Origin of the sequence: Microbacterium sp. Leaf161 (assembly GCF_001423645.1) — a bacterium.
Classification (GTDB): domain Bacteria; phylum Actinomycetota; class Actinomycetes; order Actinomycetales; family Microbacteriaceae; genus Microbacterium; species Microbacterium forte.
Map to the genome: position 1 here is coordinate 299,594 of NZ_LMOW01000001.1, position 14,392 is coordinate 313,985.

At 65.8% G+C, this 14,392-nt stretch carries 16 protein-coding genes and 2 tRNA genes; 6 read left to right on the top strand and 12 right to left on the bottom strand.

Annotation, left to right across the window (positions count from 1 at the left end; translation table 11 throughout):
- Positions 1–139: 139 nt before the first annotated feature.
- From ASF87_RS01520 to ASF87_RS01530, 3 genes are all read left to right on the top strand, one after another.
- The gene (locus ASF87_RS01520) at positions 140–802 is read left to right on the top strand and encodes a fasciclin domain-containing protein (protein WP_042539725.1); all 663 of its coding nucleotides are present in this window, start codon (positions 140–142) and stop codon (positions 800–802) included.
- 129 nt (positions 803–931) lie between these two features.
- A tRNA-Lys gene (locus ASF87_RS01525) sits at positions 932–1,007 on the top strand.
- Positions 1,008–1,128: 121 nt separating this feature from the next.
- Entirely contained in the window at positions 1,129–1,932 is an 804-nt protein-coding gene (locus ASF87_RS01530) for a hypothetical protein (protein WP_157549977.1), read from the top strand.
- Positions 1,933–2,051: 119 nt separating this feature from the next.
- Here the strand turns inward: ASF87_RS01530 and ASF87_RS18105 are convergent, their stop codons facing one another.
- From ASF87_RS18105 to ASF87_RS01540, 3 genes are all read right to left on the bottom strand, one after another.
- Complete coding sequence (locus ASF87_RS18105; RefSeq protein WP_268776045.1) at positions 2,052–2,186, bottom strand: hypothetical protein; 135 nt, start codon at positions 2,184–2,186, stop codon at positions 2,052–2,054.
- Positions 2,187–2,215: 29 nt separating this feature from the next.
- A complete protein-coding gene (locus ASF87_RS01535) occupies positions 2,216–3,355 on the bottom strand; it encodes a TIR domain-containing protein (RefSeq protein ID WP_082508718.1) in 1,140 nt (379 codons plus the stop codon).
- Between the two features lie 638 nt (positions 3,356–3,993).
- Positions 3,994–4,203 carry a hypothetical protein gene (locus tag ASF87_RS01540; protein ID WP_157549978.1) on the bottom strand — a complete coding sequence of 70 codons (210 nt, stop codon included), beginning with the start codon at positions 4,201–4,203 and terminating at the stop codon, positions 3,994–3,996.
- 65 nt (positions 4,204–4,268) lie between these two features.
- Here ASF87_RS01540 and ASF87_RS01545 point away from each other — a divergent pair, with 65 nt between their 5' ends.
- Entirely contained in the window at positions 4,269–4,478 is a 210-nt protein-coding gene (locus ASF87_RS01545; RefSeq protein ID WP_056373647.1) for a helix-turn-helix domain-containing protein, read from the top strand.
- Between the two features lie 319 nt (positions 4,479–4,797).
- Entirely contained in the window at positions 4,798–5,346 is a 549-nt protein-coding gene (locus ASF87_RS01550; protein ID WP_056373649.1) for a type 1 glutamine amidotransferase domain-containing protein, read from the top strand.
- A gap of 23 nt (positions 5,347–5,369) precedes the next feature.
- On the opposite strand, the gene ASF87_RS01555 is transcribed toward ASF87_RS01550, so the two are convergent.
- A complete protein-coding gene (locus ASF87_RS01555) occupies positions 5,370–5,891 on the bottom strand; it encodes a CGNR zinc finger domain-containing protein (RefSeq protein WP_056373651.1) in 522 nt (173 codons plus the stop codon).
- Between the two features lie 25 nt (positions 5,892–5,916).
- On the opposite strand from ASF87_RS01555, the gene ASF87_RS01560 reads away from it, so the two are divergent.
- Complete coding sequence (locus ASF87_RS01560) at positions 5,917–6,117, top strand: hypothetical protein (protein WP_056373653.1); 201 nt, start codon at positions 5,917–5,919, stop codon at positions 6,115–6,117.
- An 8-nt stretch (positions 6,118–6,125) separates the two neighbouring features.
- Here ASF87_RS01560 and ASF87_RS01565 read toward each other — a convergent pair whose 3' ends face one another.
- The 8 genes from ASF87_RS01565 to topA all read right to left on the bottom strand — a co-directional run bounded on the left by ASF87_RS01565 (position 6,126) and on the right by topA (position 14,360).
- Positions 6,126–6,758 (bottom strand): M23 family metallopeptidase, encoded by a 633-nt coding sequence (locus ASF87_RS01565; protein ID WP_056373654.1) that lies wholly within the window; start codon positions 6,756–6,758, stop codon positions 6,126–6,128.
- Entirely contained in the window at positions 6,755–7,282 is a 528-nt protein-coding gene (locus ASF87_RS01570; protein ID WP_056373656.1) for a DUF1697 domain-containing protein, read from the bottom strand. Before ASF87_RS01570 ends, ASF87_RS01565 begins: the two co-directional genes overlap by 4 nt.
- Entirely contained in the window at positions 7,279–7,860 is a 582-nt protein-coding gene (locus ASF87_RS01575; protein ID WP_056373658.1) for an isochorismatase family protein, read from the bottom strand. Before ASF87_RS01575 ends, ASF87_RS01570 begins: the two co-directional genes overlap by 4 nt.
- An 85-nt stretch (positions 7,861–7,945) precedes the next feature.
- Positions 7,946–8,021, bottom strand: a tRNA-Thr gene (locus ASF87_RS01580).
- Between the two features lie 51 nt (positions 8,022–8,072).
- Complete coding sequence (locus ASF87_RS01585; RefSeq protein ID WP_056373660.1) at positions 8,073–9,629, bottom strand: alpha/beta hydrolase; 1,557 nt, start codon at positions 9,627–9,629, stop codon at positions 8,073–8,075.
- Positions 9,626–10,783, bottom strand: coding sequence for a DNA polymerase III subunit delta' (locus ASF87_RS01590; RefSeq protein ID WP_056373662.1), 1,158 nt, complete (start codon positions 10,781–10,783; stop codon positions 9,626–9,628). The genes ASF87_RS01585 and ASF87_RS01590 overlap by 4 nt, the downstream gene beginning before the upstream one ends.
- Before the next feature lie 92 nt (positions 10,784–10,875).
- On the bottom strand, positions 10,876–11,505 hold the full coding sequence (gene tmk / locus ASF87_RS01595; protein ID WP_056373665.1) for a dTMP kinase: 630 nt from the start codon (positions 11,503–11,505) through the stop codon (positions 10,876–10,878).
- The gene (gene topA, locus ASF87_RS01600) at positions 11,502–14,360 is read right to left on the bottom strand and encodes a type I DNA topoisomerase (protein WP_056373667.1); all 2,859 of its coding nucleotides are present in this window, start codon (positions 14,358–14,360) and stop codon (positions 11,502–11,504) included. The genes tmk and topA overlap by 4 nt, the downstream gene beginning before the upstream one ends.
- Positions 14,361–14,392 lie beyond the last annotated feature (32 nt).

Consider the following 14,392-nt stretch of genomic DNA (forward strand, 5'->3'; position numbering starts at 1 on the left):
TCGCTGCAGACCCTCGAAACGGATTGGATTCGGCGGCTCGGAAAAAATCTTTGACGTTTCTCCCATCCGATCCCGGTGGGGCTCCGAACGACTGTCAACGCCACGGAGAGGCCGTGGCAGTGTTCTGAAGGAGCTTGAGATGTTCAGCACCAAGAAGAAGGTCACCGCAGCCATCACCCTCGGCCTTGCGAGCGCATTCCTGCTCTCCGCATGTTCCATGGGCGGCACCACCGAAGAGCCGGCAGAGTCGACGGCCCCCGAGTCGTCCGAGACGATGGCTCCCGAGACCGAGACGATGGACCCGGCCGCGAACCTGGTCGGCCCCGGCTGCGCCGCATACGCAGAGGCTGTTCCGGACGGCGCAGGATCCGTCGAGGGCATGTCGCTCGACCCGGTCGCCACCGCAGCATCCAACAACCCGCTGCTCACCACGCTCGTGGCCGCAGTCAGCGGACAGCTGAACCCCGACGTCAACCTCGTCGACACGCTGAACGGCGACGAGTTCACCGTCTTCGCACCCGTCGATGATGCTTTCGCGAAGATCGACCCGGCCACCATCGAGGCACTCAAGACCGACAGCGCCACGCTGAGCTCGATCCTGACCTACCACGTGGTCCCCGGCCAGGTCGCACCTGACGAGATCGCCGGCATGCACACCACCGTCCAGGGTGCTGACCTCGAGGTCACCGGCAGCGGCGACGACCTGATGGTCAACGACGCCACCGTCATCTGCGGTGGAGTCCAGACCGCCAACGCGACCGTGTACCTCATCGACACGGTCCTGATGCCCCCGGCCGAGTAAGGCCCGGGAACGCCGAGGCGGACACTCGGTAAGCCGTCCCACCTCTCGGGGGAGGTCGGTGGGATGGAGAAGGAGCCGCTGACGACACGTCGTCAGCGGCTCCTTCTTTGCGCCCTAGACTGGAGGGGCGGGCCTCTAGCTCAGTTGGCAGAGCATCGGACTTTTAATCCGCGGGTCGTGGGTTCGAGCCCCACGGGGCCCACCAGTCAGGCACTGGGATCGCGCGGTTCCGCCGGGAAGCCGAAATCGGACATCCCGGCGAGAACCCGTCGTAGGGCGCTATCTTGAACCAAGGATTGAAGCTTGGGGCGCACATGCACTGGTTCGTGACTGATGAGACAAATAACGACTCCGTGTCGGGAACGTTCTTCATTTACGGAGGGTTGGTGGTAACTGACGCCCAGCTCCGAGAGATTCACACAGCGCTCGAAGCGATCCGCTCGAAGTATGGCTACCTTCCCGGCGATAGCCTCAAGTTCCATACTCGGTCGCGTCCCGCCCAGGTCTCGATACCTGACTCAAAGGCGGCCAAGCGAGAAGTGATCGAGGCGCTTGAGCGCATCGGCGCACGGCTCATCATCTATGTCATCCTGCACGACATCGCGAACAGCCAGACCGCTGATACGAGACAGAAGTGGGCGCTCAACACTGTCACCTATGCCTACTACCGCTTGCTCAGCGAGGAAAATGCGGGCGGTGTCTTCCTGATGGATCGAGACGACGATCAGCACACACATCTGGCGTCTCTGTTCCAGACCGGGCCGCAGATGGCGGATGGCCGTCACATCGCCGTGTCCGACCGGATCTTCCTATTTGGAATGACTGCCAACAACTCGTCCCACCTCAGCTCGGCTGTCGACATCGCGCTCGGCGGTTTCCGATACTGCGTGAACACCGCAGGCGGCGATGGAGCGCAAGTTGTAGCTGGTGAGATCTTCCCACCACTTGCCCGGATGCTCTGGGGTCGAGAAGTTGGCGGGACCAAGTACATCCGAGACCGTGGCTTCCACTCCATGCCGAAGACCGAGATCAAGTCGTACTCGTACAAACGGATCTATAAGAATCTCTTCGAGAAGCTTAACGACTACTCCGGGGGAGACGCTGATACGCCGGAGGAGGGCCAGCCATAGGCGTTAGCGCTTCTCCTCAACTCGAGGGTGACGACGCACACGGCGCACGAGGCGCGGTAGAATTTCGCACGACGACGGGGACCCGGCATACAGCCGAGCCCCCGCCTAGACCTCACCAGTTACTTTCCAGAGCGCTTGGTGGGCCTCTCCACGACGGTCGTCCGCGGGTTGCGGGCGGCCGTCGTGTGCTTCACGTAGCGGCCGGTGATGGCGCTACGTGCGTGGCCTTTGCCACTCGAAGATTTGCTAGTCATATTCACCTCCTCTCGCTCGGCTTCGCAGGTCACTCCGCAGCGGAGGCCTGCTTGAACTCGTTGAACGCCTTGAGAAGCTTCATCGTGGCCTCGTAATCGAGGGTCGCTCCCTCGTAACGCACTTCGTACAATCCCTGCAGGTTGGACGGCAACGTAACTCCCTTCTCGACGAGGAGAATGAAGTTCCGCTTGTAGAGCGCCATAGCGCCGCCGATTTCGATCAGGACGTTGGAGTTCAGCATCTTGACCTCGCCGCCCTTGTCGTCCAGAAGGCGAGTCTCGGAACCGACGTGCACGATTCCCGCGCCGCAGGATCGCATGTCGTCCATAACCTTGTCGGGTACCGGCTTTGACACCGATTCCTTCTCAACGGACACGATGGGTTCGAATCCACCAAAGGTGAGCAGCTCCTTGATCTGCGCGACGATGTCGGAGTTCTTCCCGTGGCTGACAAACACTCGCTTGTTGTTCGCGATGCTGTTGGTCTGCGCAGGCGAGATGGGCGCTGGAGGGATCGGTGACTCAACCGGGGTGGCGACCCTCGGCGTCAGCGGCGCTGCATCTTCCGCGGGCGGAGCCGATGATTCGGTGGTGTCGGGCGTCACCGTTGTGCGACCGGTCCCGTCGAGATTGACGTACTGCTGACCGTTGATGTCCTGAAGAAAGCCCGCCGCGGCAGCGTTCTCCAAGATCATATCGAGCGCCTTGCCGGTCACTTCCGCGGGCACATTCATCTCTTCGAGCACGTTCAGCGCGATGGACCGTGAGGGCACCTTGCTGCCGTCGTACTTTTCGAGGAACTGCCGAACGGCACGCGGCTGGAGAACTGCTTCCCGAAGCGCGTTACGATCGTCACCCTCGGATGTGGGTGCCACCGCCCGGCGGCCGAGCGCGGTCAGACCGATCGTTTCGCCCTGTGCGGCGCCATCCGTCAGGCCGTAAGCCACCGCTGCACCGGTGAGCATTCGGAACGTACCGCCAGTAGGCGAGACATTCAGAGCTGCCGCGACCATCAGAGGCCGCGTCGGCTGCTTGCCATACTCATCGCGCAATGCCTCTGGGACGCGGAGCGCCTCGGTGATCGAGTAACTCGGTACATCCGCCTGACTCAGACGAGCCTTCCTCCTCCCGGCGCTCTGGGCTTCTTCTTCTGTGTCCGTGCTGGCCATTCTGGCCTCCTATCTGTAGTGGACAGCGCCAGCGTACACCCAACTGTCGACTTGAAACGCGATTTGGACAAATGCAAGAGGACAGGCGTATCTCCTCAGGACCTGTAAAGACGCATGATCTAGGCGGCTTCGCTCTTCGCAGACACCGCGGCGCACTTCTACATGCTCACAAGCAGGCACTCTTGAACCCCAAAACATCGGATTCTGGGGTAGCGCGGGTACTAATCCGCGCTTTCACGCTGGTTCTTGTCCTCGCGAATCAGAGGACCGACAAAACGAAGCAGCGCGGCTTGTCAAGTCTCGGCCGCGAAACGCTCGAACCGAGCGATGTGCTGCGAGTAGTCGGTCGGGTAGAGATGGCTGTAAATCGTGTCAGTCGTAACGACGCTCGCGTGGCCCAGCCAGCGGCTCACCTGGTAGGGGCGGGAAGCCCGCGGCTAGCCACAAGCTCGCGGCGGTGTGGCGAAGGTCGTGGACGCGGATTGTGGGCACCTCGGCGCGCACGAGGGCGGGCTTGAAGTAGTTACGCCGGAAGCTCGCGAGATCTCAGACGCGGTCGTAGTCCACTCGGTGTGATCCCTGAGTGCGACCCGGCCAGAACAGGGCGTCGGGGTCACCCGATCGCGGGTGCTGCATCTTCAGTCTCTTGGGTCGGCGATGAGCGCCCGGTCGAGTAGCGGCACGTCGCGAGAGGAGCGCCGCGACTTGGGAGTACCAAACACCCAATCCCCCACCGCCTGATCCTTTCGCTTGACCCACTGCGCGGTCTGTCGCACCGAGACGTGGCCGGCAGTCAGGTCGACGTCCTTCACGCGCAGCCCGATCACGGAAGCCGCGAGGCGAATCAAGAAACATACCTCCTTATGACTCATAGTCCGTGGACTCATCGCCTGCGCACGCCGAGCGTTGGAGTATGCCCGTTCCCGATCACCGCCGCGCCTTCGGTGACCGCGTTCGAGAGCTCCGCAAAGAGCGAGGCTTATCGCAGGAAGGCCTCGCGCACGTCGCTACTCTCGACCGCACCTATGTCAGCGGGGTCGAACGGGGATTGCGCAACGTAAGTCTCGACAACATCCATAAGCTTGCCACTGCGCTGAAGGTGGACGTCAGCGCTCTCTTCTAGCAATTCGGATGAGATAACCCGGCGGTTTCCCGTCCGACCACGCCTACCCAGGGCCGACCACAGTCGTACCGAGGTCGCTCCGCTTCCGCGTATTTCCGAGGCAGAACGCCTCACTGGGGATACCCCCTGGGCACCTGAGGTTTACTTAGGAGAGGCACCCTTGGCCGTCTTTTAATCCGCGGGTCGTGGGTTCGAGCCCCACGGGGCCCACCGTTTATCACCACCGGCCGGATCCGGCCACCCCCTTCACTCCGTCGGCACCCTGCGAGAGAGTCGTGGCGTCCCCATCCGGGACATTCACCCCACGAAAGGACGCATCATGGCGACTCTCACCGACAGCCGAGTGGCATTCCTCGCGACAGACGGATTCGAGGACAGCGAGCTGACCAGTCCGTGGGAAGCGGTGCAGGGCGAAGGCGCGAGCGCCACGCTCATCGCACCGGACGGACAGCAGATCACCGGCAAGAACGGTCACGTGCAGCACGTCGACCTCACGTCCGAGACGGCGAAGGCCGACGAGTTCGACGCGCTCGTGCTCCCGGGCGGCGTCGTGAACGCCGACCACCTGCGGCTCGACAAGGCATCGATCGACCTCGCCCGCTCGTTCTTCGAGCAGCACAAGCCCGTCGCGGTCATCTGCCACGGCGCCTGGATCCTCATCGAGGCCGGCGTGGTCGACGGACGCACGCTCACCAGCTACCCGAGCCTCGCGACCGACCTCCGCAACGCCGGCGCCACCTGGGTCGACGAGGAAGTGGTGGTCGACGCAGGTCTCGTGTCGAGCCGCACTCCCGACGACCTCCCCGCGTTCAACGCGAAGCTGATCGAAGAGGTCGCCGAGGGGAAGCACGCCGAGCAGACCGCATGATCTGAGCACCCGGCGGTCCGGTGTCAGGCGCCAACGCGCGCCCTGTGACGCCGGACCGCCGCTCTGTTCGCACAGCGCACCGAGCAGAATCGCTGCCGCCCGTTGCGGGTCACGTCGACGACCACGTTCGTGCAGGGTGAGGCCTCGCAGCGACCCAGTCGGTCCATGCCGCGGGTGACGAGGTGCAGCGACGTGCCGACCGCGAAGACGGCCCGGAGCACATACGGCAGAGATCGCACATCGTCGCGGTAGTGCAGGTGCCAGCCTTCGCCGTCGTGGTTCGTCAGGCGCGGGTATGCCGCAGCTTCCGCCATCTGCGCGTTGAGGATCTCCGCGCGAGAGTCCGGATCCGCCGCGTCGACGATCCGCAGCCAGTCGTCGACCACCTCTCGGACCCGTTCATGGTCGTCGGCGGCGGGAGGGAACGTCATCGTCATCCCCATCTCGAGGGTGCGCTCCTCGATTCCCGCTCGATCGACGGGGAAGTCGTCGGCGAGGGATGCGGCCAGGAGAACCGCATATTCGCCGTAAGGGTTGAGATGCATAAGGCCATTACATCACGCTGGATCCATGACCACGTTGCACACTCTGCCGATCCCTCGTCAGACCACCACCGCACACGAGCACGCCTGGGTCGCCGACTCGCGGCATCCGACCAGCGAAGGCGTCGTCGTGTACGTCCGCTGCGCCGGCTGCGGCACGCATCGCGTCGACCTGCAGGCGCACCCGCTGATGCCTCCCTCGGCGATCAGCCGCGAGACCTCGGACTGAACCACTGATCAGACAGCGACGATCTCGCCGTTCCGCGGCACCCAGTCCTGCTCTCCTTCGCGAAGAAGGGCGAGCGGGATCCCCCGGGCCTCCTGCTCGATCGAGTCCGAGACCTGGACGTGCAGATGCGGTTCGGTGCTGTTCCCGGAGTTGCCGCATTCGCCGATCACCTCCCCCACCGACACTCGATCGCCGAGCCGCGGCCTCACGCTCCCTGCCCGCAGATGGGCGAGCAGCACGAGGGCGTCACCGCGACGGATGACGATGTGATTTCCGGCGATTCCCGGCGCACCCGCGCGGACACGCGATCGCTGGGTCAGCGCGTACCGCAGCTGCGCACCGAACGAGCGCCGGGCGACATGGTCGTGCTCCCCATCGTGAACCCGCACGACCTCGCCCGACACCGGCGCGAGGATCGGGCGTCCGAAGCCGACGAACGCGGCAGCAGGCTCGGTCCCGAACATGCTCCCGAGAGTGCGAGGCGCGCTGCGGCCGCTCGAGTCGACCGGCACGAAATCGATCGCGTGCGAGCTGCCGAACAGCTCTGTTCCGTGGCTGGGGACGCGCGACGCCGGGCTGTTCTGCACGATCCACCGCCCCGTGAAGGGCAGGGCCAACGTGAACGGCTCCCTCTCGCTCATGCGGTCAGCTCGGCGAGCTTCCGGACCGTGCGGAGGTTGCGCGCCGTGCCTGCGACGCCGAGCGCACGATCGAGGACGGCCTTGGTGAGCCTCGTGCTGTGCACACCGCCCTCCGCGTAGTCGATCCACAGATCGTCGCCGACCAGCGCGATCCGCTCCCCCGGCACGGGCCGCTCCTGCAGCGCCTCGACGGCCCCGGGCGCGGCCGGCACCTCGAGGAACATCGCGTGGAGCAGCTTCTCCGACGCTCCGCCGAACGGGTGCGCATCCAGGGCGTGCACGAGGTCGTCGTGAGTCCTCAGGATGACCGGGGTGTCGACGTCGAACTCGTCGGCGATCAGCTCCCGGACCCGAGCGCTCACCGACGTCGGATCATCCGGATGCTCGCAGACGATGTTCCCACTCGCGATGTAGGTCGAGACCTCACCCAGCACCGGAGCGAGCACCACGCGCAGCTGTGCCATCGGCACTCGATTGCGGCCCGAGACGTTGACCGCTCGCAGCAGCAGGACACTGCGTGTCACGCAGAGTCGCTCTCGACGAGCACGGCACCCGCATGAGCGAGTTCTGCGAGAGCCGCCGCACTCGGCTCCGGTGCGACACCCGCGATCAGGTCGGTGAGGATGCGCACTCGGACTCCGTGCGCCACCGCGTCCAGCGCAGAGGCCCGCACGCAGTGGTCCGTGGCGATGCCGACGACGTCGGCCTCGAGGACACCCGCGGCGGTGAGGATCGCGCCGACGGTGTCTCCCGTCTCGGTCGCGCCCTCGAACATCGAGTAGGCGGGGCGCCCCTGCCCCTTGTGCACATGGTGCGTGACGGCATCGGTCACCAGCAGGGGGTCGTATTCGGCACCGGGCGTGCCTGCGACGCAGTGCACGGGCCACGTGTCGACGTAGTCCGGCGCCTCTCCGAAGTGGCCGCCGTTGTCGCCTTCGGAGTCGTGCCAGTCGCGCGAGGCGATGATGACGTCGTACTCCGTCGCATGTGCGGCGAGGAACGCTGAGACAGCGGATGCCACGGCATCCCCGCCGTCGACGGCCAAAGCGCCGCCCTCGGTGAAGTCGTTCTGCACATCGACGATCAGAAGCGCTCTGCTCATGGTCCGAGCGTACGCCGCCCTCGCGGGTCTCCCCAAGGCAGGAAACCAAAAGGCCCCGAGATGTTGTTCACATCACGGGGCCTGCTGGAGCCGCTTGTCAGAATCGAACTGACGACCTTTTCATTACGAGTGAAATGCTCTGCCGACTGAGCTAAAGCGGCGCGATCATCGATATTACCCGTTCCGGAGCCGCACCGCGAATCGAGCCGGGATCACTCGCACCGGACGTCACCCTCGGGCACGACATCGTCGAGGAGGAACGCCTCGACGGCGTCGTCGACGCACGTGTTGCCCTTGTTGTATCCGGTGTGGCCTTCGCCCACGCGGGTGATCAGCACGCCCTCTTCGAGCTGCTCGGCGAGCGACTCGGACCACTCGTACGGGGTCGCCGGATCGTTGGTCGTGCCGACCACGAGAATCGGGCCCGCACCCTCGGCGTTGATCTCGCCTCGCGTCCCGGTCGGCGGGTAGGGCCACACCGAGCAGGAGTCGGGACCGTTCCAGTACGGAGCGATGGTCGGTGCGCCGTCGGCGATCTTCTTCTCGGTCGCCGCCTCGGCCGCCGGGTCGTCCTCGACGGGATAGTCCATGCAGTTGTAGGCGCGGAAGGCTTCGCTCGAGTTGTCGAGATAGGTGCCGTTCTCACGTCCGTTGTAGAAGTCGGCGAGGAAGAACGCCGTCGTCGGATCGCCCTGCAGAGCCTCGTCGAGCGCCTGCGTGAGGTACTGCCAGCTGTCTGCCGAATACAGGGCGGCGATGATCGCGGTCATCAGCGAGTCCGCGCCGAGCATGCGCCCGTCGCCGTTCTCGAGCGGAGACGCGTCGACGCTCGCGAGCAGTGCACCGAGATCGGCCATGGCCTCGTCGACCGTGCCGTTGAACGGGCACTCGCCCGAGTCGAGGCAGTTCTGCATGTAGGCGCGGAGGGCCGATTCGAATCCGAGCGCCTGGGTGGCACCGACATCGAGCCCCGAGACGGCCGGGTCGATCGCGCCGTCGAGCACGAGTCGACCCGCTTTCTCGGGGTACAGGTCGGCGTAGGTCGCACCGAGGAAAGTGCCGTAGGAGTAGCCGAGGTAGTTCAGCTGCTTGTCGCCGAGCACCGCGCGGATCAGATCCATGTCGCGTGCGGCGTTGATCGTGGTGACGTAGGGCAGGATGCCGCCGCTGTTCGCCTCGCACGCGTCGGCGAACTCCTTGTGAGCCTCGAGCAGCTCGGCCTCCCACTCCGCGCTCCCCCGCTTGCCTGAGGGGATCGTGTAGAGGTAGTCGTCCATGCCTGCAGCGTCGAAGCACGTCACTGCGGTCGATTCTCCGACGCCGCGGGGGTCGAATCCGATCACGTCGTAGTTCTCGATGAGATCGGCGCCGACCGCGAAGTCGAGACTGTCGCGGATGAGCTCGACGCCGCTGGCGCCAGGACCACCGGGGTTCGTCAGCAGTGAGCCCTGAGCCGTTCCCGTCGCCTGGTGGCGCACGACGGAGAGGGTGATCTCCCCCTCGCCCGGGTTCTCCCAGTCGAGCGGAGCGGTCACCTCCGTGCAGTCGAACCCCGTGCCGCATTCGCTCCAGGTGAGCGTCTGGCCGTAGAACGGCAGCAGGTCTTCTGCCACGCCTTCGGTGTCTGGCGCGTTCGTGGTGGACGGATTCGGCTCGGCCTGCTCGGAGATCATCGAGTACAGGCACCCGGAGAGGGCGACCGAGGCCGCGGCGAGGCCGGCGATCACGGCGACGGCGCGTCGGATGCGGGAAGTCGGTCGATTGTTCACGGTGTCCTCCCGCTCGTGACAGTCACGAGCAAGCTCTCGAGAGCGAGCAGCGGTGCGACGTTGCGCTCCAGCGACTGGCGTGTGTCGGCAAGGTGGTCGAGTACGACAAGAGTACGGGTCTCCGGCCAGGCCGCAGCCAGCGCGGCCAGGTGTTCGCGAAGCTCGCGATTGATCAGCTCGTCGTCTCGGCCGAACTGCAGCATGACGACATCACGGAAGAGAGACTGCAGATCGGTGAGGACTCTGTCGATCCCGTCACGCAGACTTCGGGTCGCACGCTTCTTCTGGTCGTCCTCCAGCGCGGAGATCTGCGTGCGAAGGGCCGGCGGAACGGCCTGCCCCTCGGCGATCCCGACCATACGCAGCAGGGATGCACGCTCGGCCGCGTCGCGCTCGGCGGTGAGCGCCTTGGCGTCGTCAGTGGCCGCCTGGATGATGCGGCCGGCGACCTCGACGGCGTCGCTGACACCGCGAACCCCCAGCACAGACCGCAGGGTCTCGTCACGGCGGCGGCGGGCAGCCTCATCGGTGGCGAGTCGCTGGGCCATGCCGATGTGCCGTTGCGCATGACGAGCGGCCTGCTCGGCGATGCCCTCATCGACCCCTGTGCGCAACGTGATCAGACGTGCCACGTCTGCGACGTCGGGCTCGCGCAGTCGCAGTGAGCGCACGCGCGAACGGATGGTCGGCAGTAGGTCGGCTTCGCTCGGGGCGCAGAGTATCCAGACGGTCTGCTCCGGCGGCTCTTCGAGAGCCTTCAGCAGCACGTTGGAGGTGCGCTCGACCATGCGGTCGGCGTCTTCGACCACGATCACGCGATAGCGGCCGGCCGACGGCGCGAAGTACGAGCGCTCGACGAGCGCACGAGCCTCCGCGATCGTGATGATGACCTTGTCGGTGCGCAATGCCGTCACATCGGGATGCGTTCCCGCGAGCACCTGACGCATCGACGCCTCGTCATCGGGGTGATCCGCCACGAGCGCTGCGGCGAAGGCGTGCGCGAGCGTGGAGCGCCCCGACCCGGGCGGACCCGTGATGAGCCAGGCGTGCGACAGCGCGGAAGGATCGGATGCGGCGTTGCGAAGCGTGTCGACCGCGGCATCCTGTCCCCACACATCGGCCCACGGGAAAGGTGCGGCGACAGTCTGGGGCATGCTCTCAGCCTAATCGGGAGCACCGACGTGCGCGGCAACCGTCGCCGTATGCACGGCGACGCCCCAGACAGACGGCGTGCTGCGCGGAAGGCTCAGCCGATCAGCGCCGCTACCCGCTCGCGGATCTGCTCGGCGATGACCTCGGGCGTCGCTGCGGCGTCGAGAACCAGGAAACGATCCGGCTCGGCCTGAGCCAGAGCGAGGTACGCGTCGCGGACTCGCGCGTGGAACTCGTTCTTCTCGGCTTCGAGTCTGTCGAAGGGCTTGTCAGCCGAGTCGAGTCGCACACGCGCCGATTCGGGGTCGAGGTCGAGCAGCACGGTGAGGTCGGGCAGCGCGCCCTCGGCGGCCCACAGCGACAGGTCGCGGATCTCGTCGCCGTCGAGCACTCGCCCTGCGCCCTGATAGGCGACGGATGAGTCGAGATAGCGATCCTGCAGCACGACCTCACCGCGGGCGAGAGCAGGCCGGACGACCGTCGCGACGTGATGCGCGCGGTCGGCGGCGTAGAGAAGAGCCTCGGCACGCGGCGCGATGTCCCCACGATGGTGCAGCACGATGTCTCGGATCAGCTGGCCGACCTCCGACCCGCCCGGCTCGCGGGTGCGCACGACGGTTCGCCCTTCATCCGTCATCCACTGGGCGAGGAGGTTCGACTGCGTGGTCTTCCCCGATCCGTCTCCGCCCTCGAGGGTGATCCAGATTCCGGGATCTGATGTCACGAACCGGCCTTCTTCGCGGCGTTCGCGGCACGCGTCGCCGCGGCCTTCTTGGCTGCTGCAGACCGTGCGGCGGCCTTCTCGGCATCCGTCCCGGTCGACTTGGCCGGCGCCTTCTTCGCCGCGGGCTTCTTCGCGGCAGGCTTCTTGGCCGCAGGCTTCTTCGCGGCCGGCTTCTTGGCCGGCGCCTTCTTCGCGGCTGCGCCGCGCTTCGGGGCCGGACCCTTGGCGCGCTTGTCGGCGAGCATCTGCACGGCGACCTCGAACGTGATGTCTTCGACCTTCTGGCCGCGAGGGATCGTCACGTTCGTCTCTCCGTCTGTGACGTAGGCACCGAAGCGACCGTCGCGGATGCGGATCGGCTTGTTGCTGACGGGGTCGGCCTCGAACTCGGCGAGCGCGCTGGACGCACGTCGGGACCCTGCGCCGTATTTCGGCTGCGCGTAGATCTCGAGCGCCTTCTCGAGCGTCACGTCGAAGATCTCCGACTCGCTCTCGAGCGATCGGGAGTCCGTGCCCTTCTTCAGGTACGGACCGAATCGGCCGTTCTGTGCGGTGATCTCCTCGCCGCTCTCGGGGTCGGCGCCGACGACCCGCGGCAGGCTGAGCAGCTGCAGGGCGGTGTCGAGGTCGATCGTGTCGACTGACATCGAGCGGAAGAGTGAGGCGGTGCGCTGCTTGGGCGCGGCGGCCTTCTTGGCTCCCCGCTTCGGCTTGGGGGCGTCGACGACCTCACCGGTCGCCTCGTCGACGGCGGCATCTTCGGACACCGGGTCGTTCTCCTGCACATAGGGACCGAAGCGTCCGTCCTTGACGACGACGATCTTGCCGTTGTCCGGGTTGGTGCCCAGCACCCTGTCGCCGGCGACCGGCGCGTCGATGAGCTCCTGCGCCTTCGCAGCGGTCAGCTCGTCGGGGGCGAGATCCTCGGGCACGTTCACGATGCGAGGCTTCTCGTCGGGCGCCTCGGGGTTCGCGACCTCGAGGTAGGGACCGTACTTGCCGAAGCGCAGCGTGGCGGTGTCGGTGATGGGCGTGGAGTTGAGCGCCCGCGCATCGATCTCGCCGAGGTTGTCGACGGTCTGACGCAGGCCGACGTGCGAATCGGAGCCGTAATAGAAGGAACGCAGCCACTCGACGCGCTTCTGCTCGCCTCGCGCGATCGCGTCGAGGTCGTCTTCGAGCGCCGCGGTGAAGTCGTAGTCGATCAGGTCGGCGAAATGCTCTTCGAGCAGACGGACCACGCTGAACGCCAGCCAGGTCGGCACGAGGGCCTGGCCGCGCTTGGTCGCGTAGCCTCGGTCGATCACCGTGCCGATGATGCTGGCGAACGTCGAGGGGCGGCCGATGCCGTGCTCCTCGAGCGCCTTGACCAGCGATGCCTCGGTGTAGCGCGGCTTGGGGGTCGTGCGGTGCCCCTTGGCCTCGGACTCCGACATGCGCAGTTCGTCGCCGACGGCGACGACCGGGAGCGACTGGTTCTCGTCGGTGTCCTTGTCATTGCGCTTCTCGTCGCGTCCTTCTTCATAGGCCTCGAGGAAGCCCTTGAAGGTGTACACGGTGCCCGACGCGGTGAACTCGGCGTTGCGCCCCGCGGCGTCGACCGCGATGGTGACGGTCGTGGTCTCGTACTTCGCATCGGCCATCTGACTGGCGACGGTGCGCTTCCAGATCAGGTCGTAGAGACGGTGCTCCTCGCGGTCCAGTTCCGACGAGACGGACTTCGGGGTGCGGAAGTTCTCGCCCGAGGGACGGATCGCCTCGTGCGCCTCCTGCGCGTTCTTGCTCTTCGACTTGTAGGCGCGCGGCTTCAGCGGAACCGCGGTGTCGCCGTAGAGCGCGACGGCCTGGCTGCGAGCGGCTTGCACGGCCTGGGTGCTCAGCGCGACGGAGTCGGTTCGCATATAGGTGATGTAGCCCTTTTCGTACAGCCGCTGCGCGACGCTCATCGCCTGCTTGGCGCTCATCGAGAGCTTGCGGCCTGCCTCCTGCTGCATGGTGGAGGTGGTGAACGGCGCGTAGGGGCTGCGGGTTCCCGGCTTCGCCTCGACCTTCGTGACCGAGCCTGCGCCGGCGGCGTCGACGGCGAGTGCGAGCTCAGCGGCCTGCTTCTCGTCGAGGATGACGACGGCCTTCTTGAGCTTTCCGTTGTCGTCGAAGTCGGTGCCTCGGGCGAGCTGGCCGCCGTCGACACGCACAAGACGAACCTTGAATGCTGACGACGACGAGGCGAGCGCCTCGACGTCCCAGTACTCGGCGGAGACGAACGCCATGCGCTCGCGCTCTCGTTCGACGATCATGCGGGTGGCGGCGGACTGCACGCGTCCGGCAGACAGGCCCGTCTTGACCTTGTACCAGAGCACGGGCGAGACGTCCCAGCCGTACAGCCGGTCGAGGATGCGGCGGGTCTCCTGCGCGTCGACGAGGTCGGTGTCGAGCTCACGGGTGTTGCCGATGGCCGCCTGGATCGCGTCCTTCGTGATCTCGTGGAAGACCATGCGCTTGACGGGGACCTTCGGCTTCAGAGTCTCGAGCAGGTGCCAGGCGATGGCCTCGCCTTCGCGGTCCTCATCAGTGGCGAGCAGGAGCTCGTCGGCGGTCTTGAGCGCACGCTTGAGTTCGGCGACGGTCTTCGTCTTGCGATCGGAGACGACGTAGTAGGGATCGAAGTCGTTGTCGACGTCGATCGAGTACTTCCCGTACGCCTGCTTGTCGGCGGCGGGGATGTCCTTCTTGTCTGCGAGGTCGCGGATGTGGCCGACGGAGCTGAGCACCTCGTAGCCATCGCCGAGGTATCCCTGAATCGACCGCATCTTCGTCGGGGACTCGACAATGACGAGCTTCTTGCCTTCAGCCAAGGGAGCGTCCTTTCTTCGAAGCACACCATACA